General features: G+C 65.4%; 18 protein-coding genes and 1 tRNA gene. 5 read left to right on the top strand and 14 right to left on the bottom strand.

Features of this window, described 5'->3' with window-relative positions; genetic code table 11:
- Nucleotides 1–17 precede the first annotated feature (17 nt).
- From ACIPY3_RS05155 to nhaA, 3 genes are all read left to right on the top strand, one after another.
- Nucleotides 18–515 (top strand): DUF2505 domain-containing protein, encoded by a 498-nt coding sequence (locus tag ACIPY3_RS05155; RefSeq protein WP_387433465.1) that lies wholly within the window; start codon nucleotides 18–20, stop codon nucleotides 513–515.
- A gap of 1 nt (nucleotide 516) precedes the next feature.
- Complete coding sequence (locus tag ACIPY3_RS05150) at nucleotides 517–738, top strand: SCO4848 family membrane protein (RefSeq protein ID WP_400330942.1); 222 nt, start codon at nucleotides 517–519, stop codon at nucleotides 736–738.
- A gap of 149 nt (nucleotides 739–887) precedes the next feature.
- Nucleotides 888–2,186: a Na+/H+ antiporter NhaA gene (nhaA, locus tag ACIPY3_RS05145; RefSeq protein ID WP_400330940.1), complete on the top strand. Its 1,299-nt coding sequence runs from the start codon at nucleotides 888–890 to the stop codon at nucleotides 2,184–2,186.
- Nucleotides 2,187–2,208: 22 nt separating this feature from the next.
- Here nhaA and sufU read toward each other — a convergent pair whose 3' ends face one another.
- The 10 genes from sufU to ACIPY3_RS05095 form a co-directional block, all read right to left on the bottom strand.
- Nucleotides 2,209–2,661, bottom strand: a complete 453-nt coding sequence (sufU, locus tag ACIPY3_RS05140; RefSeq protein WP_400330937.1) for a Fe-S cluster assembly sulfur transfer protein SufU — start codon at nucleotides 2,659–2,661, stop codon at nucleotides 2,209–2,211.
- Nucleotides 2,662–2,699: 38 nt separating this feature from the next.
- A complete protein-coding gene (locus ACIPY3_RS05135; protein ID WP_400330934.1) occupies nucleotides 2,700–4,025 on the bottom strand; it encodes a cysteine desulfurase in 1,326 nt (441 codons plus the stop codon).
- Between the two features lie 78 nt (nucleotides 4,026–4,103).
- Nucleotides 4,104–6,533 carry an AAA family ATPase gene (locus ACIPY3_RS05130; RefSeq protein WP_400330931.1) on the bottom strand — a complete coding sequence of 810 codons (2,430 nt, stop codon included), beginning with the start codon at nucleotides 6,531–6,533 and terminating at the stop codon, nucleotides 4,104–4,106.
- 468 nt (nucleotides 6,534–7,001) lie between these two features.
- Nucleotides 7,002–9,662, bottom strand: coding sequence for an AAA family ATPase (locus tag ACIPY3_RS05125; protein ID WP_400330928.1), 2,661 nt, complete (start codon nucleotides 9,660–9,662; stop codon nucleotides 7,002–7,004).
- A gap of 35 nt (nucleotides 9,663–9,697) precedes the next feature.
- Nucleotides 9,698–12,415 (bottom strand): LuxR C-terminal-related transcriptional regulator, encoded by a 2,718-nt coding sequence (locus ACIPY3_RS05120; RefSeq protein ID WP_400330925.1) that lies wholly within the window; start codon nucleotides 12,413–12,415, stop codon nucleotides 9,698–9,700.
- Nucleotides 12,416–12,577: 162 nt separating this feature from the next.
- On the bottom strand, nucleotides 12,578–13,162 hold the full coding sequence (pth, locus tag ACIPY3_RS05115; RefSeq protein WP_400330923.1) for an aminoacyl-tRNA hydrolase: 585 nt from the start codon (nucleotides 13,160–13,162) through the stop codon (nucleotides 12,578–12,580).
- Nucleotides 13,163–13,265: 103 nt separating this feature from the next.
- Nucleotides 13,266–13,871, bottom strand: coding sequence for a 50S ribosomal protein L25/general stress protein Ctc (locus tag ACIPY3_RS05110; protein WP_400330920.1), 606 nt, complete (start codon nucleotides 13,869–13,871; stop codon nucleotides 13,266–13,268).
- Between the two features lie 303 nt (nucleotides 13,872–14,174).
- On the bottom strand, nucleotides 14,175–15,155 hold the full coding sequence (locus tag ACIPY3_RS05105; RefSeq protein WP_387433444.1) for a ribose-phosphate diphosphokinase: 981 nt from the start codon (nucleotides 15,153–15,155) through the stop codon (nucleotides 14,175–14,177).
- A complete protein-coding gene (glmU, locus tag ACIPY3_RS05100; RefSeq protein ID WP_400330918.1) occupies nucleotides 15,152–16,657 on the bottom strand; it encodes a bifunctional UDP-N-acetylglucosamine diphosphorylase/glucosamine-1-phosphate N-acetyltransferase GlmU in 1,506 nt (501 codons plus the stop codon). The genes ACIPY3_RS05105 and glmU overlap by 4 nt, the downstream gene beginning before the upstream one ends.
- A 122-nt stretch (nucleotides 16,658–16,779) precedes the next feature.
- A tRNA-Gln gene (locus ACIPY3_RS05095) sits at nucleotides 16,780–16,851 on the bottom strand.
- Between the two features lie 266 nt (nucleotides 16,852–17,117).
- Here ACIPY3_RS05095 and ACIPY3_RS05090 point away from each other — a divergent pair.
- Together ACIPY3_RS05090 and ACIPY3_RS05085 are read left to right on the top strand one after the other, a co-directional pair.
- A complete protein-coding gene (locus ACIPY3_RS05090; protein WP_400331632.1) occupies nucleotides 17,118–17,717 on the top strand; it encodes a TetR/AcrR family transcriptional regulator in 600 nt (199 codons plus the stop codon).
- A gap of 197 nt (nucleotides 17,718–17,914) precedes the next feature.
- Entirely contained in the window at nucleotides 17,915–18,313 is a 399-nt protein-coding gene (locus ACIPY3_RS05085; RefSeq protein ID WP_400330915.1) for a VOC family protein, read from the top strand.
- 281 nt (nucleotides 18,314–18,594) lie between these two features.
- Here ACIPY3_RS05085 and ACIPY3_RS05080 read toward each other — a convergent pair whose 3' ends face one another.
- From ACIPY3_RS05080 to ACIPY3_RS05065, 4 genes are read right to left on the bottom strand one after another with little or no spacing between them, the layout of a single operon-like run.
- On the bottom strand, nucleotides 18,595–20,424 hold the full coding sequence (locus tag ACIPY3_RS05080; protein ID WP_400330912.1) for an ABC-F family ATP-binding cassette domain-containing protein: 1,830 nt from the start codon (nucleotides 20,422–20,424) through the stop codon (nucleotides 18,595–18,597).
- A 32-nt stretch (nucleotides 20,425–20,456) separates the two neighbouring features.
- Entirely contained in the window at nucleotides 20,457–21,440 is a 984-nt protein-coding gene (locus ACIPY3_RS05075) for a 4-(cytidine 5'-diphospho)-2-C-methyl-D-erythritol kinase (protein ID WP_400330909.1), read from the bottom strand.
- Nucleotides 21,437–22,318 (bottom strand): 16S rRNA (adenine(1518)-N(6)/adenine(1519)-N(6))-dimethyltransferase RsmA, encoded by an 882-nt coding sequence (rsmA, locus tag ACIPY3_RS05070; RefSeq protein WP_400330906.1) that lies wholly within the window; start codon nucleotides 22,316–22,318, stop codon nucleotides 21,437–21,439. The genes ACIPY3_RS05075 and rsmA overlap by 4 nt, the downstream gene beginning before the upstream one ends.
- Before the next feature lie 26 nt (nucleotides 22,319–22,344).
- Entirely contained in the window at nucleotides 22,345–23,490 is a 1,146-nt protein-coding gene (locus tag ACIPY3_RS05065) for a transglycosylase family protein (RefSeq protein WP_400330904.1), read from the bottom strand.
- Between the last annotated feature and the right edge of the window lie 163 nt (nucleotides 23,491–23,653).

Here is a 23,653-nt window from a genome sequence, read left to right as displayed (position 1 = left end):
CAATCCACGGAGGACCCATGGCCCTGAGTGCATCCACCACCCTGCCGCACAGCGTTGACCGCGTGGCTGCTGTTTTCGTTGACGAAGACTTCCTGCGCCACACGAGCGAACTGGTGGGCGGCTCCCTGGAATCGTTCACGATCGACGGTGACACCGCCGGCGCGTTCACCACCACCACCGTCCGCACGCTGCCCACCACGCGGCTGCCGGACATCGCCCGCAAGTTCGTCGGTGAGAGCCTCACCGTCACCCAGACCGAGAAGTGGGACGCTCCCGCTGCCGATGGTTCGCGTGCCAGCACCATCGCCCTGAAGGTCTCCGGCGCTCCCCTGGACGTTTCGGCCGTGCAGCGCCTGATCGCCGAGGGCGGCAGCACCCGCATCGAACTCGAAGGCAACGTCACCTCCTCCGTTCCGTTCCTCGGCGGCAAGATCGCCGACGCCGCGGAACCGATGGTTGGCAAGGCCCTCAACATCCAGTCCCAGCAGGCCCAGGCCTGGCTCGAAAGCCACTAAGGTGCAGCTTCCTGCCATCCTCGCGATCATCCTGATCGTGGCGGGCGTATGGTCCTTGGCGGTATGGCCGCAGTTCCTCAAGCGCGTCATGAAGGATCCCCGCGCCCGTGACGCCTCGGGCAAGGCCACCAGGTTCCTGACCGTGCACGTGGTCCTGGTGACCATTTCCATGGTGCTGGGACTCGCGACGGCGGCAATCGGCGTCGCCGGCCTTTTCGCGTAACCCTCACCCAACTGAGTCGCAGTTAAGCGCGTTTTGACCCCTCATAACGCGCTCTACTGCGACCCAGTTGGGTAGGATGGATGTTGGTGTGCCGGGAAGTCTGGTCGGCGGAGTCATTGTGATACCCCGGACCAACTGAAGGAGCCCCTGTGGCCAAGCCGCCGAGCACCAACAGAATCTTCACCCGTTCCAGCTACCCCGAGTACCGGCGTATCCTCGCGATCCTGCGGACCGAAACAGTCGGTGGCGCGCTACTGCTGGCCGCAACGGTCATTGCCCTGATCTGGGCCAACTCCCCCGCCGCGGACGGTTACTTTGCCTTGCGGGACTTCACCATCGGCTACGAGCCGTGGCATCTTGACCTCAGCCTTGGCCATTGGGCGTCCGATGGCCTGCTCGCCGTCTTCTTCTTCCTGGCCGGGCTGGAACTCAAGCGGGAGTTCGTGGCCGGCGAACTCCGCAAGCCCGCCAAGGCTGTTGTTCCCGTGGCCGCTGCTGTAGGCGGCGTGATTGTCCCGGCCCTGATCTACGTCCTCTTCAACCTCGGATCGGCCGAGGAAACCCTCAAAGGCTGGGCCATCCCCACGGCAACGGACATCGCCTTCGCCCTCGCGGTCTTGGCCGTGATCAACACACACCTTCCCGCAGCGCTCAGGACCTTCCTCCTGACGCTCGCCGTGGTGGACGACCTCATCGCCATCGGCATCATCGCCTTCTTCTACTCCAGCGGCCTGCAGCCCCTCATGCTCCTCGCGTCCCTGATTCCCCTCGCCCTCTTCACCTTTCTCGTCCAGAAGCGCATCCGGAGCTGGTACGTGCTGCTCCCGCTGGCCCTGGCGACGTGGGCCCTGGTGCATGCTTCCGGGATCCACGCCACCGTGGCCGGAGTGCTGCTGGGCTTCGCTGTTCCGGTCTTTGCCAGCGGCAGGAAGGGTGAACCGGCGGAGGGTCTTGCCGAACATTTCGAACACCGGCTGCGCCCGTTCTCGGCCGGCTTCGCCGTCCCCGTCTTCGCCTTCTTCTCGGCAGGTGTTGCCTTGGGCGGCTTTGGCGGCATGGGTGCAGCCCTCAGTGATCCTGTGGCCCTGGGAGTGGTGGCCGCTCTGGTTGTGGGCAAGGCTGCGGGAGTCTTCGGCACCACTTTCCTGGTCACCAAGACCACGCGGGCCAGCCTGGACTCCAGCATCGCCTGGATCGACCTCTTCGGCCTGGCGCTTCTGGCCGGCATCGGTTTCACGGTCTCGCTGCTCATCGGCGAGTTGAGTTTCGGGGCGGGTTCGGCCCACAACGACCACGCCAAGGTGGCCATCCTGGCCGGTTCCCTGATCTCGGCAGTGCTTGCCGCCGTCGTGCTTAAGGCCCGCAACCGTCGGTACCGGCAAGTGGCGGCAGAAGAGCAACGGGACGACGACGGCGACGGCGTGCCTGACGTTTTCGCCCGAAGTTAGGCGACGTCCCCGGCGAGGAGGGTCAGGCGGTGGCCTGGTTGAGCGCGTCCTCGGCAGCCACCCAGGAAATCATGGCGCACTTGACCCGGGCGGCGTACCGGGCGACGCCCTCGAACGCCGCAGCATCGCCGAGGATTTCCGGATCGGCCTGGACTTTCCCGCGGGAACGGAGGACCTCGCGGAAGGTATCGATCACGGCATGCAGTTCGCCGATGGACATGCCCTCGGCCAGCTCGCTCAGGACGGAGGCGGATGCCATGGAAATGGAGCAACCAGCCCCATCCCAGCTGACCTGCCTGACCGTCCCATCCGCGACGGCGAGCCGCAGGGTCACTTCGTCGCCACAGACCGGGTTGAGCTGGTGGGACTGGCCCGTGGCGGCCCCTTCGGGTGCCGGGGTGTCGGCGAGGCCACTGCCGTGCCGCTGCTTGGAGTGGTCCAGGATGATCTGCTGGTACAACTGGTCGAGACTCATGGTGCTTGCCTGTTCGTCAAAGGGTGAATGGAAGGCCCTCAGGCCTGGAAGTACGCCCGCACTCCGGACACAGCGTCCAGGAAAGCGTCGACGTCGTCCGTGGTGTTGTAGAGGTAGGTGCTGGCGCGGGTGGTTGCGGTGAGTCCCAGCCTGCGGTGCAGCGGCTGGGCGCAATGGTGGCCCACGCGGACGGCGATGCCGCGATCGTCCAGGAACTGCCCGACGTCGTGCGCGTGCACTCCGGCGACGTCGAACGCGGCCAGGCCGATCCGTTCGGAACCGGAAGCAGGCCCCACCACGCGGATGCCGTCAATGGCTTCCAAGCCCTTCACCAGCCGCTGGCCCAGCTGGGATTCCCAGGCGTGGATACGGTCGATCCCGGTTTCGCTCAGGTAGTTCACCGCCGCGGCGAGTGCCACCGCCTGGGAAATCCTTTGGGTTCCGGCTTCGAAGCGTTGCGGAGCCGGCAGGTACTCGGCGCGTTCCATGGTGACCGTGGTGATCATGGAACCACCTGTCAGGAAGGGCGGCAGGACGTCCAGGAGTTCCTGCTTCCCGTAGAGCACGCCAACACCTGTGGGCGCCAGCATCTTATGGCCGGAGAAGACGGCGAAATCGACGTCCAGTTCCTTGACGTCGATGGGCAGGTGGGGCACCGACTGGCAGGCGTCGAGCACCACCAGCGCGCCCACGCGGCGGGCCAGGGCCACCAGTTCACGCACCGGGTTGACCGTTCCCAGGACGTTGGACGCGTGCGTGAAAGCGAGCAAGCGCGTACGCTCCCCTACGATCTCCGCCGCAGCGTCGAGCCGGAGCGCGCCGTCGTCCGTGATGGGGATGTACTTCAAAGTGGCCCCGGTGCGGAACGCGAGTTCCTGCCATGGGATGAGGTTGGCATGGTGCTCCATTTCGGTGACCACGATCTCGTCGCCAGGCCCAAAAGCGAGGTCCTTCAGCGCCGAACCGCCCCGGCCCTGCGCGGACCACAGCGCGGCGTTGGAGAGGGCGTAACTGACCAAATTCAGGCCCTCGGTGGCGTTGGAGGTCCACACCGTTTCCTCATACCGGGCACCGATGAAATCGGCCACCGTCTGGCGGGCGTCTTCAAAAGCCTCCGTTGCCTCCACGGCAAGGTAGTGGGCGCCGCGGTGCACGGCCGCGTTGCGTTGTTCGTAGAACTCCTGCTCGGCTTCGATGACACTGACCGGGTTCTGCGATGTGGCGCCGGAATCCAGGTACACCAGTGGCTTGCCGTTCACCAGTTGGTCCAGGACGGGGAAGTCGTTCCGGATCCGCAAAACCTCGGCGTTGTCCATGGCGTGCACGGAATGCTTCAGCGAGGCAGGGGTTGATACGACGGTCAAGGGGCGCTCCTTGGAAAGCCTTCAGGGACACTCAATTATCCCACGGCACAGGCCGGCGGGAGTGTGCCTTCCAGCACGTCAGCGGCCGGCGGTCCCCGGCAGCCAACCCAGCGGCGGAACAGCCTCGCTCTCAAAGGCATGGCGCAAGCGCTCCATCATCACCGAGGCCCGGCGGCTCGCCGCACTGCGGGTCCTCGCCTCGTAGCCGTTCGCAGCGCGTGAATAGCACATCGCGGCATGCGCAAACTGGCGGTCCGCGGACAGGCTCCTTCCGGCAGACTCGAGCGTCTTGGGGTCATGGTCCAGCAAGGACAGCGCGAAGGTCTGCAGGGCCACCCCTGCCGGTCCCTGGACAGCGGCGCCCAGCTCGCCGAGGCGCCGCTGCAGCACCAGATCGTCGACGGCGGTGCTGCTTGCGTTGAGGGTCAGGAGGGAGAGCGCCTCGGCTTCGAGCAGCGGACTTTGCCCATGGAAGTCTCCGGCAAGCGTGAACAGCCTTCCACCTTCCGCGTGCCACCCCCGCGAAACGGCATCCTGGGCAGCGGCCAGGAACAGGTCAGTGAGCGGACCTAGGAACCCTGGGGGCGTTTCCAGCAGGGCAGCCTGGCTTTGGGCGATCCGTTCCCCGGACTGTACAGGGTCTCCGCACAGCGCCTCACAGTAGGCCAGCATGGCCGCAGCGAACGCCAGGACAGGCGGCAGGCCGGCGTCGGGCAGTTCCGCCACCGCCGGCTGCAGCGTCAGCCGTGCTGCCCGTGGCAGTCCTTGGCTAAGCTGGGCGTACCCGCGGGCCACCTCCAGGCAAACAGCCATGTGGGCGGGCATCGCATAGGACCCCGGACAGTTCAGCAGCGCATCCACGGGACCCCACGCCAGGTTGTGGCGCAAGCAGATGATGTGGCGCAGCAGGACTCCGGGCCGGAAGACCTCCAAGGCAGGGTCTTGGTCTATGGCGGCCATGGCGGCGGACGACTCGGCCAATGCCTGCGGTGCTGCGCCTGCCAGCAACAGCCGCCCTGCCTCGTCGATGGTCTTCATGACAAACCCCGCCTGGTCGACGGGCCCGCCCTCGCGGTCTCCGCCAGACTCCGGAACCGCCCCGAGCAGGCTGAGCGCCATGAGCCGATGGCTGGCCTCGTCCCTGACGTCCGCTTGCGATCCTGTGGCGGCCAACTCCCGCAGTTCAGGCGTTGCTTCCCTGAGCTGCCCCTCCGCAATGAGCGCACGGGCACGGAGCAGCCTGGCCTCCTGCAGGTGGCCCGGTTCCTTGATGGCGTCCGCCGCACGCAGCGCAAGCTCAGCAGTGGAGGGCCTGTCGGCGGCCGGCGCGGCGGAGAGGAGGAGCTCATCGGACAAGCTCAGGCCGGAATCGAGCGTCCACGTCATCCACCGGAGCATGGTGGGTGCGGACTCGCGTGTCACGGCCGGTCCTTCGATGCCCTTCCGCAGGGCGGTACTCCGCGCCTTGGGGACGGAAAGCCGCGTTCCCTCACCCCGCAGCCAGGAGCTGGTCCGGACCGTGGGCGGGCGGCCTGGCAGCAACCTGATGTGGTGGGCGGACAGGAGGTGTTCCACGGCGCGCTGGCCGAAGCTGCGCTCCACGGTGTCCAACGCCAGGGGTTCGCCCAAGGCAATGAGCTCCAATGCCTGGCGCTCCTCCTCGGGACGGTTGGCGTTCTCCGCCCTGACGTGCTCAACCACCCGTGGCCAGTGGCAGTGGGCCCGGGCATCGAGGGTCCAGTAGCCATCGCGGAGGACCAGGAGGCCTGCTTCGCGGGCATCCTCCACAGCCAGGCACAAGAGGCCCACGTTGAAGCCACTCATGACGGCCAGGAGGCTGCTCGCGCGGCGTTGGACGTTGCCGCCCAACACCTCTTGGCACAAGGCGTGGGCCTCATTGAAGGTAAAGGGCGGCAGGAAATACTGCTCCAGGAACCCGTCCTCCCACAACTGGTACAGATCCTGGGGCAGGGGACGCCGGCTGTCCGCCGTCGCCACCAGCGTCGCCCCAAAACCGGGAATCAACTGCAGCAGGACCGCCAGGGAGGCCGGGTCGATGTAGTGGATATCGTCCACCAGCAGCACCAGAGGTGCCCTTCGCAGCGGTGTGGCATGTTTCTTGCTGCGACGGCGTACCGCCGACGGTGTGTACAGGTAATCGGCCGGTCCCAGGGTCCGGGTGAGGGCCCGGAGCACCTGCAGCCCGGGCAGGACGGCATGTTCGTCCGGGGCGTCTTCGCCGCCGGTCAGGGCCCCGAACCGGATTGCCTCGAGCTCAGGCCTTCCGGCGAACGTGCGGACATCCATGGATTCAGGAAGGCCTGCTTGGATGGAGAGCAACAAATGGCTCTTCCCGGAGCCCCGGTCCCCGACTACCACAATGCCGTTGGTGGACGGTGAAGGTACGGCTGCGAGGATCAGCTCAAGCAGCTTCTTCCGGTCCGGGAATGCTGGTGGCCTCAGCCCGACTGGGACGGTGTCTTCGTCCAGCCAGGGATCCGGCAGCATGCGCACTCCAATAGCAGCAGTCCCTTGGTCCGGGAGGGGTTCGGCGTTCCGCGAATGCGGATCCCTGGCCTAGAAGCCGGCGACGGCTGGGGGGAGAGTCTCGGTCTCAGAAGACTCTGTCGCCGCCGGCTTCGTCCAGGGCCGGACCGTCTTGCGACGGCCGGAGCATCGGCTCAACGAGACCACCGATGCGGGTGTTGCGGTGGGAAGTCCGGCGATGCTTGGGGCTAACCGTGCTTCCTGAGAACAGTTAACCGTGTGGCGAAAAGCAGAACACCAGTAGTTGGTACTCGATTAGTTGCGGGGATTTTCAGCGGCAGTACTCTCTTGTACTCAGTCGTTCGGGAGCGCACTACTTGGTCCGGGCATCGCAGAGGCAGGCGTTACTCCATTGAATGGTTAAATTCCGCGGCAACCCGCGGGCAGGTGGTACGCAGGGCGGTTTCGGCGGTACTTAGGCGCCTGCCGTCAGCTGCGGACGGCCGCTCCCAAATCCTCACGGCGACGAATGCCAAGCTTCGCGTAACTGCGGTAGAGGTGGCCTTCCACGGTGCGTACGGAAACCATCAGCTTCTCGGCGATTTGCCGGTCCGTCAGCCCCGAGACGGCGAGCGCCACGATGTCCTGCTCCCTGCGGGTCAGGGGTACGGAGCGGTCCGTTTCGGTGTGGGGGTCGTGTACCAAGGCGTCGCCCAGGTTGGATTCGCTGACGTCGCGCAGCACAGCGGCTTGCCTGGCCTCGGGACGCTTGCCCTCGGCGTCGAACGCGTTCGCTGCCCTGTCGAAGGCCACGGCGGCAGGACCGGGCATTCCTGCAGCGGCCAGGAGGTTCCCGGCGTTCACGAATCCGTCGCCGGCTCCGCCCATCTGGGCCGATGCCAGCGACTCCCAGCCGTTGGCCCACGAGCCTCCCATGGTGGAGGCTGTGTCCTGGATGGCTTCCATGGCTTCCAAGTCCCCCAGTTCAGCGCGGAGCACCAGGTTTTGGAGCAGGACACCCGGGAGGTGGTGGAGAGTCGATTCCCCGGCGATGGTGCGCAGCTTCTCCAGCGCAGAGCCTTTGTCCAGGTGTTCCTTGCCGGCGAGCATGAAGAGTTGGGCCATGGCTTCAACGTAGGCTCCGCCGGCCGCGGCGGCGCTTTGTTCCCTGCCCAGCCGCCGGGCCAGGTCCGTGTTCCCCGAGCGTGCCGCGGCGTAGAACGCCAACGCGTTGCCGAGCCTGCGAAGCCGCTGCGGGTCTTTAACTTTCAGGGCTTCCACAGCGGGCGTCAACACCAGCCCAGCCTGTTCCAACCGGCCCTGACGCAGCAGCGACAGGCCTTTGAGGGTCTGGATGTCGCCGCCGAAGGTGATGAGCCCCAAGGCCGAGCTGGCAGCATAGCGGTTCAGTGCCGTCTCCGCAGCGGCCCAGTCCCCCGATTCGAGGGCTGCCAAGGCGTAGCGGACCAGGATGAAGTCGCTGAGGTAGAGGAGATCGTCCTTGTGCTCGTCAAGCAGCACCAACGCGTCCCGGCCCTTGTCCAGGGCCTGGACGGGCTGGCCTTCCACCATCAGCAGCTCGCACCGCATGGCCAGCAGGAACAGTTGGCTCATGACGATGTCCGGCTGGTCCTGTTCCAACCCGGACTCAAAAGCGTCCAGGCCTTCCCTCAGTTCCGCATACCGGCCATCGTGTGCCAAGGCAGCCAATTCCAGGGCAAACGCATGCCGCTGGATTCCGTTGACCAATTCCTGGTCCGCCGGGTGCTGCCCGGCAACGGCCTCCGCTGCGGCGCGCACATCCGCAACGATTTCCCCGGAGCTGTCCCCCACAGCCGAACGGGCCGCCGCCCACAGGAGTCCGGCACCCAAGGGCCCGGACGGGTCCGCGTCCAGGAACCCGGCACCTTCCTCCAACAGCCGGATGGTACTGCGGTAGTCGCCGTCGTTGTAGTTGACCATCGCCATCACGGCGCGGGCGCGGGGCCGCAGCGCCTCTGACCTGACGCGCTCCGCCGCGGCCATGGCCAGGGGGTTCTGCAGCAGTTTCGCGGCCAGGAACGCTGCCTGCAGCAGCTGTTCATCGTCGACGTCGGCCCCACAGTCCAGTGCCCAGCTCACCATGCGGAGCAGCCCCTCCGCCGTGGCCGGCTCGGTCAGCAAGTGCTGCACCATGCTCTGGCGGATCTGCAGGCTGCGGGCCGGCGAAACGATCTGGCGCAAGGCCTCCCCGTACATGGGGTGCCACATCTTCAGCGGGCTGCCCGCCCCGTTCGTGGTGAGGACCAACCGGCTGTCCATCAAGGAGCGGACGGTGTCCCTGCCCACCAGCGAGTCCAACACGGCGGCAGGGACCGGTTCGGCCAACGCAATGACGTACATCGCCTCCCGCTCGGCCTCACTGGTCCGGAGGACCTTGTTACGGACCACCTCGGCGAGGCCTTCTCCATTGCCCGTCAGCGCGCGGGTCAGGAACCACACACCATTGCGGCGGACCAGGTTGCCGTCCGCCTTTGAGTCCTCCAGGAGGGACCGCAACAGCAAGGGGTTGCCCTCGGATACTGAATGCAGCACGTCCACGGTACTGGCCATCACCGTGCCGCCCAGGGTCTTCTCGGCCAGTTCCGTGACCGTTTCCTTCTCCAGCGGGTGCAGTTCCAACCGTTCAGCCAACCCGTCATACCAGAGCTGAAGCAGGGCTGCAGGCAGTCCGGGCCGGGGCCGGCTCGTGGCAACGAGCCGGGCCCAGCCGGCGGTGACAAGTTCAGCCAGGATTTGGGTGCTGCCTTCGTCGAGGTCGTGCGCGTCGTCCACCACCAGCAGGAGGCGGGCCCCCGCACTGCCCCGGCGTTTCTCGAACTGCGACCAGAATTCGCGCAGGATCGCTACCGGCGAGGTGGCCTGGTCCACGGGCAGGTCCAACAAGTACGGGGACAGGACGCCAAAGGGAACCGCGGACAGGGCGGGGCTTCCGTGGACCCGCATCACCACCATTTCGTCGGCCAGACGGGCAGCAATCTCCGCTGCCATGGCGGTCTTGCCAATTCCAGGGTCCGCAAGGAGCAGGACGGCTCCAGCGCCCTCCTGCCTCAATATTTCCGTCGCCAGGTCCAATTCGGCTTCCCGGCCCACAAGGTGCTCAGCCTGCATGGGCAGCGCTCAGCCTTGGACGGTTCGTCCCTCCGTTACAGCAGGCCATTGAGCTCGCCCCGCGAGGAGACACCCAGCTTGGTAAAGACTTGGTAGAGGTGGCCTTCCACGGTCCGCACAGACACCCCAATATCCATGGCGATTTCACGGTTGCTGACACCCTTTCCAGCAAGTTTGGCGATTTGCCGTTCCCTCTCGGTGAGGACAGGCGCATCGCTGCGAGGTTGGATCGGCAGGGCCGATACTGATTGTTCCAGTCGTTCGAGCCTGAGCTGGGCTGTCCGTGCTGTGGTGGTTTCACCGGCGTCGCGGGCGAAGTCCAGGGCCATCGCCACGCACCGAGCCTCGACCACCAGCAGGTCCAACGCCGCGGCGGCGTCTGCGGCCGCCAGGAGCGAACGTGAGCTGCGGGTCAGCGAACCGCGGGCCAGGTCGCCGGAGATCTTCGCCAGCGGACCCTGACGGCTGGCCGCGATGTCTTCCAGGAAGCGGTACTCGGCGTCCGTGCCCTCCACCGTGGCACCGAAGAGGCAAATACCCGCAGTGGTGAACCGTTGCTTGGCCACATCCAGGTGGACCTTCGCCAGGAGCCGCTGCTTCACCTCGGGATCGCCCATCCACCGGCCGGCCATCTCCGCACAGAATTCCGCCACCGATTCGGAGAAATACATCCCCGTGCCCCGGCATGTCCGGTAAAGATCCAAGTAGCGGCCCGCTTCCAAGGCGTTCCCCAGCTGGGCGTAGGCGAAGGCGGTGGCAGCATAGGCCACCTTCACGAGGTTCATGGCGGGCCGCAGTTCAAGCTGCGCCGCAGCCGAACGCAAGGGTTCAATGGCACACGACGGTTTACCGGCATAGGCGTACGCCAGCCCGATGCCCAATTCGGTGACGGCACCCCGGAACTGCAGGCGCGAGGGCTTGGACGGCGCCCGGCGCATCAACTCGATGCATCTGCGCCAGTGGCCGGACAGCAAGAGCACCAGGTAGGTGTGCCGGGCGAAGGCTTCCTCCAGGGAAGGCGTGGTACCGGCCTGCCGAAGATGTTTGGACATGGTGCGGGCCAATTGCTGGGCTTCGAGTTCGCGGCCCAGCATGCAACGGGCCTCCACCAGGAAGAAGCCGCACCGCAACCAGTGCTCACTGTCCTCACCGGGTTCCTGCGCATGTTCACGTTCCAGGGCCTCCACAATGTCAGCGTATTCGCCCATGTACGTCTGGTACTCGTAGTTGCAGAGGTTGAGCCGGTTGCGTGCCCGGGAGAGGTCGGTGTCCGCATGGATTCCTGAGGCCTCCATCGCGGCGAGGGATTCCCTGGCCTCCGTGATCACTCCCGGGACCATGGCGGAGCGGCCGTCGATCCACGTCATGGCCTGGCATTTCGCCGCCGTGATCTCGGCGAAGTCCGTGGGTCCCAGGACCGCCAGGTGCGCCTCCGAGACCTCATCCAGTGCCTGCGCGGCGTGCAGCGGGAGGTCCAGCATGAGGTAGGACGCTGCCTTGAGTCGCTGGCCGGCCACCCATTCGGGATCCTTGGGATCGACCGAAACGGTGCACTGGATGGCGAAGTTGGGATCGTACTCGTCCAGGGCAGCGCGTCCGGCCGCGAGGGCATGCGATGCCGACGGCGAGGGTTCGTCCTCGCACTCGTGCATCCAGGCTGCATAGCTGAGCAGGTCCTGGGGTGCCAGGCCATGGAGTTCGGGCTCCTTGGGTCCCAGGAGCATGAGGCGCAGTTCCCGGCGGCGCCTGGCGCTCAGCCACCCCCGGACAACCTCGCCCAAGTAGGGATCCCGGAGCGAAACCCAGTGCTCCCCGGAACGGTCCACCGAAAGGAGGCCGGATTCCTCCATCTCCACCAGGACTTCGGTGCTGAAGATCGCGGCCAGGTCCATGAGCGTCGCCCGCCGGGCGCAGGCAAGGATTTCGACGACGGTCCGGTTGGCTGGGGATTCGCGCGCCAGCCGGGAGCGGACAAAGTCCTCCACCACCGTCGCGCCGTCGAGCTTGATGCGGTCACGAAGGGTCCACACCGAGTCGTTGAGCACCAGGTTGCCCGAATGCCGCTGCTCATCCAGCAGCGCATGCAGGAGCATCGGGTTCCCGCCCACGGCGGAGTGCAGCGAACCCACCAGGGTTGAGGAAACGTAGTGGCCCAGGACCGAGCCCAGCACCTGTTTGGTCTGCTCTTCTGACAGGGCGTTCAGGTGCACTTCACCCAATTGGCCTTCGAGCACCAAGCGATGGAAATCTGCGGGGAGGTCGCTGGCGCGCTGGACGGTGGCGATCACCTTCGCGGTGCCCGTAGCCATGAGGTTGAGCAGCACGCCCGTGCTCATCGGATCCATTCCGCCGGCGTTGTCAACGATGAAAACTGTCTGGCGTCCTCCGGCTTCGGCCCGGATCAGCGACGTGACGGCATGGAGGATGCCCGTCGGTGAGCTCACTGCCTCCGAGGGCAGCCGGGCCAGGAGAAAACCCAAGCAGCCATAAGGGGTCTGTCCGCTGGCCAAGGTATTGCGCAATTGCAGGCTGTGGACCTTGGGACCGAGGGAGGACACCACCGCCCTTGCCAGCCCGGACTTGCCGATTCCGCGCTCACCGGTCAGGACAACGCCATAGGATTCGGATGATTCGAGATGCTTGTTGGCCCTTGCGAGATCCTGGCTGCGCGCCAGGAGGGACCAGGTTTGCCGATCCGAGGGTCCGCCAACAAGATCGGGAGCCGCAGCCCTCGCTGCGCCTCCCCCATTCATGTTTAGCAACTCCGCCGACACCCGCATCCCTCGCTACAACATCCCGACAGTCCCCACCGCGTACCCTGCGTACCATGCACACTACCGCCGGGCGCCGACAGTTAGTAGGGCCAAGGGTTCTTACGACCGTAAGGCTTTGATCAGGCTTTCCTCAAGATTTGCTCAAGAACGCGCCGGGTGGTGTTTCTGCTGCGCGGCAAGCAAACCCTGGGCCATGAGCAATTCCACGGCGTCGGCGGCTTCGTCCAGCAGCAACGGGAGTTCCTTCTTCTCCGTGGTTCCGAAGTCCCGCAGGACAAAATCGGCGGTGTCCATGCGTCCCGGGGGACGGCCGACGCCCACGCGCACGCGCAGGTAATCCTTGGTGGCAAGCGCCTTGGAGATATCCCGCAGCCCGTTGTGGCCGCCCTCGCCACCACCGATCTTGAGCTTGAGGGTATTGAACGGGATGTCGATTTCGTCGTGGACGGCAATCACGTGGTCCGGGGCGATGTCGAAGAACTTGCTCAGCGCAGACACCGGGCCACCGGAAACGTTCATGTACGTCATCGGTTTGGCCAGCACTACCCGGGGACCGCCGATCCCGAGCCGGCCCTCCACCACCTGGGCACGCGACTTGTGGGCCTTGAACTTTCCTCCCATGCGTGCGGCCAGTTCATCCAGGACCATCTGGCCCACGTTGTGGCGGTTGCCGCTGTACTCGCTGCCGGGGTTGCCCAGGCCAACGATCAGCCAAGTGTCAGTCATGGTTTTCATCCTAGGGAATCTGGTGGGTACTGCAGGTCAGGCAAAGGAAAGTGGCCGGGACCCCGCAGGGACCCGGCCACTCTTCGAAAGGCTAAGCCTCAGACTACTCGGCAGCTTCTTCAGCGGCCGGTGCTTCTGCGCCTTCAGCTGCCTCTTCTTCTTCAGCTGCAGCAGCAACCGGCTCCGAGATGTTGACCACCAGGGTGTCGGCTTCGGTCAGCAGGCTGACGCCCTTGGGAAGAACGACGTCGGAAGCGTGGACGTGCGCGCCGGCCTCGCGGCCTTCGATGTCAACCTCGAGGGCGGTGGGCAGGTGGGTAGCCTCGGCCTCAACGGAGAGGGTGACGGCTTCCTGGTTGGCGACGGCACCCGGAGCAACTTCACCGGTGACGTGCACAGGAACGTCCACGGTGACCTTCTCGCCCTGGCGGACCGTCAGGAGGTCCATGTGCTCGATGGTCTGTTTGATGGCGTTGCGCTGGATGTCCTTGACGATGGTCAGGTGTGCCTCGCCGTTGATGTCCAGGTTCAGCAGGGCGTTGGCAACGCGGACTGCCAGGGTGGTTTCGCGGCCCGGGAGGGTTACGTGGACGGGCTCTGCACCGTGGCCGTAGATGACGGCGGGGATGCGGCCGGCGACGCGTGCACGGCGGGCGTAGCCCTTGCCGAATTCGGTGCGCAGTTCTGCTGCGAGCTTCTGCTCAGACATGTGTACTCCTTGATTACTGGTGTACCGCCGGATGGCGGTTGGTTGATCAGCAAGGGCGGAGGTCTGGAGTGACCTTCCACGCCCGCGGGCCCGGACTTGAACGCCGGCCCGCTTTTGTCGAAGGAGGTTACAGACCCAGTCGATGACGGAGACATCCACCGGTTTCAACAACCGGCGTGCTCTCCCTCGCCAAGGTACCCCCGAAAGTTTACCAGCGGTCCGGCCGGAAACGGAAAACGGGCCATCCACCGCACTCAAGCGGTGGATGGCCCGTCGTCAGGATCAGTCCCTGTCAGTCCTCGGCTATGCTTTGCCGTCGAACAGGCTGGTGACCGAACCGTCGTCGAACACTTCACGGATGGCGCGGGCAATCAGCGGCGCGATCGAGAGGACCGTGAGCTGCGGGAAGCGCTTCTCTGCCGGGATGGGCAGGGTGTTGGTGACCACCACTTCGCGGGCACCGGAGTCAGCCAGGCGCTGCGCTGCCGGGTCCGAGAACACGGCGTGGGTGCAGGCAATGATGACGTCCTTGGCGCCGGCGTTCTTCAGCACCTGGACGGCGCCGGAGATGGTTCCGCCGGTGTCGATCATGTCGTCGATCAGCACGCAGGTGCGGCCTTCGATCTGGCCAACCACGGTCTTGGAAACGGCCTGGTTGGGAACCGTGAGGTCGCGGCTCTTGTGCACGAACGCCAGCGGGGCACCGCCCAGGCGTTCGGCCCACTGCTCGGCCACTCGCACGCGTCCGGTGTCCGGCGAAACAACGGTGATGTTGTCAGCTTCGACCTTGGTGCGGATGTAGTCGGCCAGCAGCGGGATGGCCATGAGGTGGTCCACCGGGCCGTCGAAGAAGCCCTGGATCTGGGACGTGTGCAGGTCCACGGACATGATGCGGTCAGCGCCCGCGGTCTTGTACAGGTCCGCAACCAGCCGGGCGGAGATGGGCTCGCGGCCACGGCCCTTCTTGTCCTGGCGGGAGTACGGGTAGAACGGCGAAACCACCGTGATGCGCTTGGCCGAGGCACGCTTGAGGGAGTCGATCATGATCAACTGCTCCATGAGCCAGTTGTTCAGGGGTGCCGGGTGGGCCTGGATCACGAACGCGTCGGTGCCGCGGACGCTCTCGGCCGAACGGACGTAGATTTCCCCGTTGGCGAAGTCGTAGGCGTCGATGGGCAGGAGCTCTGTTTCGAGTTCCTTCGCGATTTCCTGCGCCAGCTCCGGATGTGCCCTTCCGGCGGCGAGAACCAGTTTCTTCTCGCCGTGTGCGGTAATTTCGCTCATGCCTGTGTGCCCTCTTCTGTGGTTGCCGGGGATGGTGAGGATGTGGGGGCGGCTGCAAGCCGCGGTTCCAGGGCTGCCTCTGCGTGGCGCGCGGAGATGGAGCCTTCGCGGTTGGCCAGGACCCAACCCTCGGCGTTCCGCTGCGCGGCGAGGCTCACGGCCAGGGCACCTGCGGGGACGTCCTTGCGGATCACTGCACCGGCGCCGCTGTACGCTCCGTCGCCCACGGTGACCGGGGCAACGAAAACGGTGTTGGAACCGGTCCGGACGCCGGAGCCGACGACCGTACGGTGCTTCTTCTCGCCGTCGTAGTTGGCGGTGATATTGCCGCAGCCGATGTTGGTGTCTTCGCCGATTTCGGCATCGCCGGCGTAACCGAGGTGGGACAGCTTCGAGCCGCGGCCGATCGTCACGTTCTTGGTTTCGTAGAAGGCGCCGATCTTGCCCGTCTCCCCCAGCACCGTTCCCGGGCGGAGGTAGGTGAACGGTCCGACGCTCGCCTTGGCACCAATGGTGGAACCGGATCCGTGGGTGCGGACCACCTTCGCGCCTTCGCCTACGTGCACGTCGGTGAGGGTGGTGTCAGGTCCGACGACGGCGTCCCTCGCCACGGTGGTGGAACCGTGCAGTTGGGTGTTGGGCAGCAGGCGGACGTCCTCGTCGAGGGTCACGGTGGAGTCGATCCACGTGGTGGAGGGGTCCACCACGGTGACGCCGGCGCGCATCCAGGATTCGATGATGCGGCGGTTGTGCTCCGCGCCGAGCGCGGAGAGCTGGATGCGGTCGTTGGCGCCTTCGACCTGCCAGCGGTCGTCAGTCACGACGGCGGCAACCCGGCCACCGGCGTCGCGGGCCAAACCGAGCACATCGGTCAGGTACATCTCGCCCTGGGCGTTGTCCGTGGTGACGCTTTCGAGCGCCTTGCGGAGGACTGCGGCATCGAAGGCGTAGATACCGGAGTTGATCTCGCGGATGGCTCGTTCCTGGTCCGTGGCGTCCTTGTGCTCGCGGATGCCCAGCACGGTGCCATCCTCGGCACGGAGGATGCGGCCGTAGCCCGTGGCGTCGTCCAGCACGGCGGTCAGGACGGTCACGGCGTTGCCCTCGGATTCGTGGGTGCTGACCAGTTCGCCCAGGAGTTCACCGGTGAGCAGCGGGACGTCGCCATAGGTGACCACCACGGTGCCGCTCAGCTCGGCTTCCGCGTCCAGGGCCTTCACGGCTACCTCGACAGCGCGGCCCGTGCCCGGGATGTCGTCCTGGTCCACGATCAGCGCTGCGGGATCCTGCACGGAGACGTGCTCGGCGACGCGGTCGCGCTCATGACGGACCACCAGGGCAAGCTTTTGGGGGTTGATCGAACGGGCGGCGAGGATCGCGTGGCCCACCATGGAACGGCCGCCGATTTCGTGGAGAATCTTGGGAGTCCGCGATTTCATTCGCGTTCCGGCACCTGCCGCCAAGACGATGACCGCTGCGGGACCGGTGGTTTCGGGGCTCACGTACTGGCTCTCCTTGCTCGGTTTGTCCCGGATATTCCGGCTTCGGAATGCTGCCATCCAAGCTTTGGACCCAGGCACTGCTCAAGCCGTTCCAGGTACAGAGTGGAGCGCATTTCCGACCGTTCCGCCCATAGGATTCGAACCTATACTCCACGGCTCCAAAGGCCGGGGTGCTGCCGTTACACCAGAGCGGACCGTGCATGCTTTCCACATCCGGACGGCAGGGTCCGGAGGCGTTCCCGGATCACCGGGATGCACACACAAGAAACTAGTTTGCCATGACCTTTGCGTGCTTCGCGACTTGACCCTCTTTTGCCGGGTTGTGAACTGCGCGTCCGGCCTCCCGCCGCTGCCCTTGGTGCATGATGGACAAGTGAGCAAGCGCACCGAACTTCCCCTGCACACCGCTGTCCCCGAGTCCTTGGAACCCCGTACCGGCGGGTCCCCTGTCCGGGCCAGGATGACGGGCCAGCAGAGGCGTGCGCAGCTCATCGGCATCGGCCGTGCGTTGTTTGCCGCACGGGGCCTGGACGGCACCACCATCGAAGAAGTCGCGGCCACTGCGGGCGTTTCCAAGCCTGTGATCTATGAGCACTTCGGCTCCAAGGAAGGCTTGTACCGGCAAGTCGTGGATACGGAATTCCGGATCCTTCTGGATTCCATCACCGGGGCCCTCAGTACCGACGCCAAACCCCGGGTCCTCGTTGAGCGCGCCGCGTTGGCCCTCCTGGGCTATATCGAGGAACGCACCGACGGATTCCGGATCCTGATGCGCGACGCCCCGCCCTCACAACCCGAGGGCGCGTTCTCCACGTTGCTCTCCCACGTCACGGCCCGCGTAGAGCACTTGCTCTCGGACGAATTCGCCCGGCGGGGCTTCAGCGCGGCGGACGGCGCCATGTACGCCCAGATGCTCGTTGGCATGGTGGCGATGACGGGGCAATGGTGGTTGGACAGCCGCGAACCGGACAAACGCGCCGTTGCAGCGCACTTGGTGAACCTGGCCTGGAACGGCCTCACCGGCCTGCAGAAGGAACCCGAACTCCGCACCGAAACCTAAGCCAACCCTCTCTCACCAAACCACCCCAAAACCCCAACCCTCTCTCACCCAACCACCCCAAAACCCCAACCCTCTCTCACCCAACCACCCCAAAACCCCAACCCTCTCTCACCAAACCACCCCAAAACCCCAACCCTCTCTCACCAAACCACCCCAAAACCCCAACCCTCTCTCACGGACGAAGTAGGGTCGGACGTATGACTGCCTTGCAGATTTATGTCCTTTTCCCCGGTACTGCGCGTGAAGCCCTTGCCTTCTACCAGGGAGTCTTCGGCGGAGAACTCACCCTCCACAGCTACGGAGAGTTTGGGCGCACCGATGGCCCCGAGGACGCGGTCGCCCACGGCGTCCTCGGCGGTGCAGTTGCCTTAGCCGGCGCAGACGCGGCGGCAGGCGAGACGAGCATCCGCACGGAAGGACTGATGCTCTCGCTGCTGGGCGCAGCCGCGCCAACGGAACTGCACGGATGGTTCGAACGACTCGCCGACGGCGGCACGGTCATCGACCCTCTCGGCCCCAAACCCTGGGGAGCCAGCGACGGTCAGGTGATCGACCGCTACGGCTTGCACTGGCTGATCGGTTACGAAGGCGGTTAGGAACGCCCGTTTGTGAGAGAGCATCCGGCAAAACGGACGACTCCCTGAGAGAGCATCCGGCAAAACGGACGACTCCCTGAGAGAGCATCCGGCAAAACGGACGATTCCCTGAGAGAGCATCCGGCAAAACGGACGACTCCCTGAGAGAGCGCCCGCCAAAACGGACGACTCCCTGAGAGAGCGCCCGGCAAAACGGACGACTCCCTGAGAGAGCGCCCGCCAAAACGGACGACTCCCTGAGAGAGCATCCGGCAAAACGGGCGATTCGGTGAGAGAGCGTCCTACTCGCCGAGGACCTCGGCGGCCTCCAGCCACTCCAGTTCCAGACCTTCCTTCTCGTCAAGCAACTCCTGCAGCTTGGCATTGAGTTCCCCGAGCGCGTCGAAGTCGCCGGATTCGGACTTGGCGGCCATCTGGGTGTGGAGCTTTTCCTCCTGCTGCGCGATCTTGCCCAGTTGGCGGTCGATCCTGTTGAGGTCCTTGCGTGCCTCACGCTTCTCGGCTTCGCTGGGTCCGGAGGCAGCAGCTGAGGTGCCTCCGGAAGCAGACGTTGTGGGCGCGCCGGATCCACCCACAACGGCACCCGAAGCCAAGGCAGCTTCCCGCAGTTCCAGGTACTGGTCCACGCCACCGGGCAGGCCACGAAGTTTGCCGTCGCCCAGCAGCGCCATCTGGTGGTCCGTGACGCGTTCCAGGAGGTAGCGGTCGTGGCTGACCACAACCAACGTTCCGGGCCAGCCATCCAGGACATCCTCGACGGCGGCCAGGGTATCGGTATCGAGGTCGTTGGTGGGCTCGTCGAGCATCAGCACGTTGGGTTCGCCCACCAGCAGGCGCAAGAGCTGCAGCCGACGACGTTCCCCACCAGAGAGATCCGTGACGGGGGTCCACTGCTTTTCCTTGGTGAAGCCCAACTGCTCCACGAGTTGCCCGGCGGTGAATTCCTTGCCACCGACGTTGAAGGACCGCTTTTCGCGTTCAATGACCTCAATGACCCGCAGATCCGAGACTTCGTCGAGCTCCTTCACATCCTGGGTCAGGACGGCGGTCACCACGGTCTTGCCGCGCTTGAGCTTGCCGGCACTCGGCTGGATGTCCCCGTTGAGCAGCTTCAGGAGCGTGGACTTGCCGGCACCGTTGACGCCCACCAGGCCGAGACGTTCGCCCGGAGCAAGGCGCAGGGTGATGTTGTTGAAGAGTTTCTGCCCGGCCTCGCCACCTTCGAAATCGAGCGAAACGCCCTCGAGGTCCAGCACGTCCTTGCCCAGCCGGGCGTTAGCCATTTTGTTCAGCGCCACCGAGTCGCGTGGCTCCGGGACATCGGAAATCAGCTCGTTGGCGGCCTCGATGCGGAACTTGGGCTTGGACGTACGGGCGGGCGCCCCTCGCCGGAGCCAGGCCAGTTCCTTCTTGACGAGCTGCTGACGCTTGTTCTCGACGACGGCGGCCATCCGGTCCCGCTCGGCGCGCGCCAAAACGTAGGCGGCGTATCCGCCGTCGAACATGTCCACCATGGCGTCGTGGACTTCCCAGGTGTAGTTGCAGACTTCGTCCAGGAACCACCGGTCGTGGGTGACCACCAGGAAGGCGCCCTGGTTGGCACGCCAGCGTGACTTGAGGTGCCGGGCGAGCCACGCAACGCCTTCGACGTCAAGGTGGTTGGTGGGCTCGTCGAGCATGATGACGTCGTGGTCTTCGATGAGGAGCTTTGCCAGCGCCACACGACGCTTCTGGCCACCGGACAGCGAGTGGACGTTCGCGTGCCAGTCGACGTCGCCCACCAGGCCGCCCATGATTTCGCGGATCTTGGGGTTGGCGGCCCATTCGTGATCCGCGCGGTCGCCGACGATTGCTGCGCCAACCGTCAGGTCGCCGTCGAGCACGTCACCTTGGTCCAAGTAGCCGACGTTGACGTCGCCGCGCTTGGTGACACGGCCGGAATCCGGGGTGGAGCGCTGCGCGAGCAGCCGCATGAGCGTGGATTTGCCGTCACCGTTGCGGCCCACCATGCCAATCCGGTCACCGTCCTCCAAACCGAGGGTGACGCCGTCGAGGACTGTGCGGGTTGCGAAGGAAACCGTCAGGTTTTCGCCGCCAAGAAGGTGGGCCAAGAGGTACTACTTTCTACAGCTGGAAATGCGTACTAAAGGAGGGTATCGGAGATGATCCGGGCACCCGGTACGGGGCCATGGACCGCCTTGGCCGTGTGGCCCCGGTGTGAAAGCTCTTCAGCGAGGACGGCTGCGGAGTCCGGGTCCCGGGACAGCAGGGCGATGGTGGGTCCGGAACCGGAGACCATTCCGGCCAGCGCTCCCTTGGCCTCCCCGAGCCCGATCGTGTCCCTCAATCCCGGGGCGAGGGCAATCGATGCACGTTGGAGGTCGTTGACCAGCACCCGACTCAGCGTTTCGGGGTCGCCATTCCGGAGTGCCTGCAAAATCGTGGGATCCACGTCCACGGGCTCCGGGATTTCGCTGCCTTCGGAGTCACGGAGGCCATCGAGCGTCCGGAACACCTCGGGGGTGGAGAGCCCGTAGTCGGCGAACACCAGCACCCAGTCCATTTGTGCCTTGGCCAGCGCCGGCGATAACTTGTCGCCCACGCCAAGCCCGACGGCGGTCCCGCCCAGGAGCGAAAAAGGCACGTCTGCGCCAAGCTCGGCGGCCACGTGGGCCAGTTCCTCGCGTGACAGGCCGCTGTCCCACAGGGCGTCACAGGCCAGGAGCGTGGCCGCAGCGTCCGCGGATCCGCCACCCATGCCGCCAGCCACGGGTACGCGCTTGGTAATTTCCAGGTGCACACCCGTCGGCTTCTCGGACATCTCGGCCATGAGGGCCGCCGCCTTGTAGGCGAGGTTGCGCTTGTCCAGCGGTATATCCACGCCGTCCAGGTCCAGGGTGCTGGAAGGACTGATGCTGACAGTTATTCCCGGGGTTTCCGTGCTGGTGGCAGCAACTTCTTCATACAGCGACACCGCCAGGTAAACGCTGGCAACGGAATGGTAGCCGTCCTGCCTGAGCGGGCCAACGCTCAAGGAGACGTTGACTTTGCCCGGAGCCTTCACTCGGACAGTGCGCGGGTGGAACCGCTCCCCCACGAAAGGCAAACCACGGGTGCCCGCGCTCATGCGTCCCTTGGGTGGCGGGCTTCGGCGATGCGTACGTAGGCGGAGATGTCCAGCACTTCGCCGCGGGCAGTGGGGTCCACGCCGGCTTCGACCAGGCACCGTTCGGCCTCCACAGCGCCTCCTGCCCAGCCGGCCAAGGCGGCGCGGAGGGTTTTCCGGCGCTGGGCGAATGCGGCGTCGATCACGGCAAAGACCTGGTCCCGCGTCACGTGCGTGGCGGGGGGCTCGTGCCGGGTGAAGGCAATCAGTCCGGAATGGATCTTGGGGGCCGGCCAGAAGACGTTCATGCCGATCACTCCGGCTTTGCGCATCTGTCCGTACCAAGCTGCCTTGACCGACGGAACTCCGTATATTTTGGAGCCGGGACCTGCGGCAAGGCGGTCCGCCACCTCGTCCTGGACCATGACCAGGCCATGGCGGAGGCTCGGGAAGTGTTGGAGCAGGTGCAGGACCACGGGAACTGCCACGTTGTACGGCAAGTTGGCTACGACGGCGGTAGGTTCAACCGGCAGCTCAGTTACCTTCATGGCGTCAGAGAGGACCAAGTGGAAGCGCTCTTCAGCCTGCGGACGCCAAGCACGCACCGTCTCGGGCAGCTTCTGCGCCAGCACAGGATCGATTTCGACGGCGACAACCTCACGTGCCGCGTCGAGCAGCCCGAGCGTCAACGAGCCCAGGCCGGGCCCCACTTCCAGGACGGTCTCCGAGGCATCAATGTTCGCCGCCGACACGATCCTGCGAATGGTGTTGCCGTCGATCACGAAGTTCTGCCCCAGCGTTTTGGTGGGGCGGACACCGATTTCCTCGGCTAACCGTCGGATGTCAGTTGCGCCCAGCAAAGGCGCGACGGCGGCGGGTTCGGAATTCGGTTCAGTCACCTAGGTATCGTATCGCCTGCGCGGGATCAGGCAGCGCCGGCGCAGCCCCAGTCACGCAGGCCGTTCTTGGCGTAGAGGCGGTTGGCGATCTCGATCTGCTGTGCTTTGCTGGCGAGGTTTGCCGTCGGGGCGTAGGCGCCACCACCGTTGGCCAGCCAGGTGGGGCTGGAGAACTGCAAGCCGCCGTAGTAGCCGTTGCCGGTGTTGATGGCCCAGTTGCCGCCGGACTCGCACTGGGCGATCCTGTCCCACATGGCCTCGTTCGGCGCGCCGGTAGCGGCACCGGAGACAGCCTTGGCGGGGGTGGCTGCGGGGCGGGCCTTGGTGCCGACGGCCACCTTTTCGGTGACCGGTTGGGTGGTGACGTTGCTGGAGACCAGCGTCCGGGAAGCTTCGCGTCCGTCCACCAGGACCAGCTTGAACGTCTTCACCACGGAACCGGCAACGCCCTTCTGGGTCACCTTTTCTTCGCCTTTGAACAGATCGGCGCTGTCTGTGCGGACGCTGTCGAACGGAACTTCTTCGGTGGCGTCGGCTGTCTTGCTGGTGTCCACGCGGGAGACCTTGATCACCATGTCCTGAATGACGGGAGCGTTGCCCGGCTGGGAGACACGGTCGCTGGCACCCACGGTGATCCCCGCGTCCTTGAGGACCTCGGCAACATCGGACGCCGTGGTGGTGGTGCTGGTGTCCTTGCCGTCGGCCACCAGGCTGATGGTCTTGGGGGTGGAGATGGAAACGAAGGAACCCTCCACAGCCAGGGAAGCGTCCTTGGGCTGGGAAATCTCGGACGAACTGGCCACGCCGAGTTCGCTGACCAGCCCTGCGACGTCTGGGGCGTTCGTGTTCACGGTCTTGCGGGCGCCGTCCAGTTCAATGGACACGGCCTTGGCGAGGTTGACGTTGACCACCGAACCGTTTTCCACGCGCGTGTCCAGGGCAGGAGTGACGCGGTCGTCGTTCTTCAATTCCACCTTGGCGGCCTTGACCACTTGGTCAACTGTGCCGCCGAAGGTCTGGATGGAGCTCACTTTGCCGTCAACGTTGAGGGTGACGGTCTTGTTGTTGCCCACAAAGGCAACAACGCCGGCCACCAAGGCCACCAAAACCAGTGCCTGCGCACCAACTTTGAGGAAGCTGAACTTTCCATCCGTTGTGAAGAACTTGATCACGTTTGCCCATAACTCTCAGACCATCCGGGCACGGGGATAAGCACAGAACAAACATGCCCGGCCGCGCAGGAACGGGGCCAGGCAAACGAGCCTGGTCCCACACGCGCGGCGGCCATCTGTGCCGCCAAAACATTCAACTGGGTTGTCCGGGATAACCGAACCA

This window comes from Paenarthrobacter sp. NPDC089714, assembly GCF_044748905.1.
GTDB lineage: Bacteria > Actinomycetota > Actinomycetes > Actinomycetales > Micrococcaceae > Arthrobacter.
The sequence above is the reverse complement of the archived record's forward strand: the minus strand, read 5'-3'. Positions and strand labels throughout refer to the sequence as shown.

Bases quoted from the DNA above. Each gene is read 5' to 3' on its own strand.
- ACIPY3_RS05155 (WP_387433465.1), top strand. From the start codon at position 18: ATGGCCCTGAGTGCATCCACCACCCTGCCGCACAGCGTTGACCGCGTG.
- ACIPY3_RS05085 (WP_400330915.1), top strand. From the start codon at position 17,915: ATGACTGCCTTGCAGATTTATGTCCTTTTCCCCGGTACTGCGCGTGAA.
- ACIPY3_RS05110 (WP_400330920.1), bottom strand. From the start codon at position 13,871: ATGTCTGAGCAGAAGCTCGCAGCAGAACTGCGCACCGAATTCGGCAAG.
- ACIPY3_RS05105 (WP_387433444.1), bottom strand. From the start codon at position 15,155: ATGAGCGAAATTACCGCACACGGCGAGAAGAAACTGGTTCTCGCCGCC.
- sufU (WP_400330937.1), bottom strand. From the start codon at position 2,661: ATGAGTCTCGACCAGTTGTACCAGCAGATCATCCTGGACCACTCCAAG.
- ACIPY3_RS05075 (WP_400330909.1), bottom strand. From the start codon at position 21,440: ATGAGCGCGGGCACCCGTGGTTTGCCTTTCGTGGGGGAGCGGTTCCAC.
- ACIPY3_RS05125 (WP_400330928.1), bottom strand. From the start codon at position 9,662: ATGCAGGCTGAGCACCTTGTGGGCCGGGAAGCCGAATTGGACCTGGCG.
- ACIPY3_RS05090 (WP_400331632.1), top strand. From the start codon at position 17,118: ATGACGGGCCAGCAGAGGCGTGCGCAGCTCATCGGCATCGGCCGTGCG.
- ACIPY3_RS05120 (WP_400330925.1), bottom strand. From the start codon at position 12,415: ATGAATGGGGGAGGCGCAGCGAGGGCTGCGGCTCCCGATCTTGTTGGC.
- pth (WP_400330923.1), bottom strand. From the start codon at position 13,162: ATGACTGACACTTGGCTGATCGTTGGCCTGGGCAACCCCGGCAGCGAG.
- ACIPY3_RS05130 (WP_400330931.1), bottom strand. From the start codon at position 6,533: ATGCTGCCGGATCCCTGGCTGGACGAAGACACCGTCCCAGTCGGGCTG.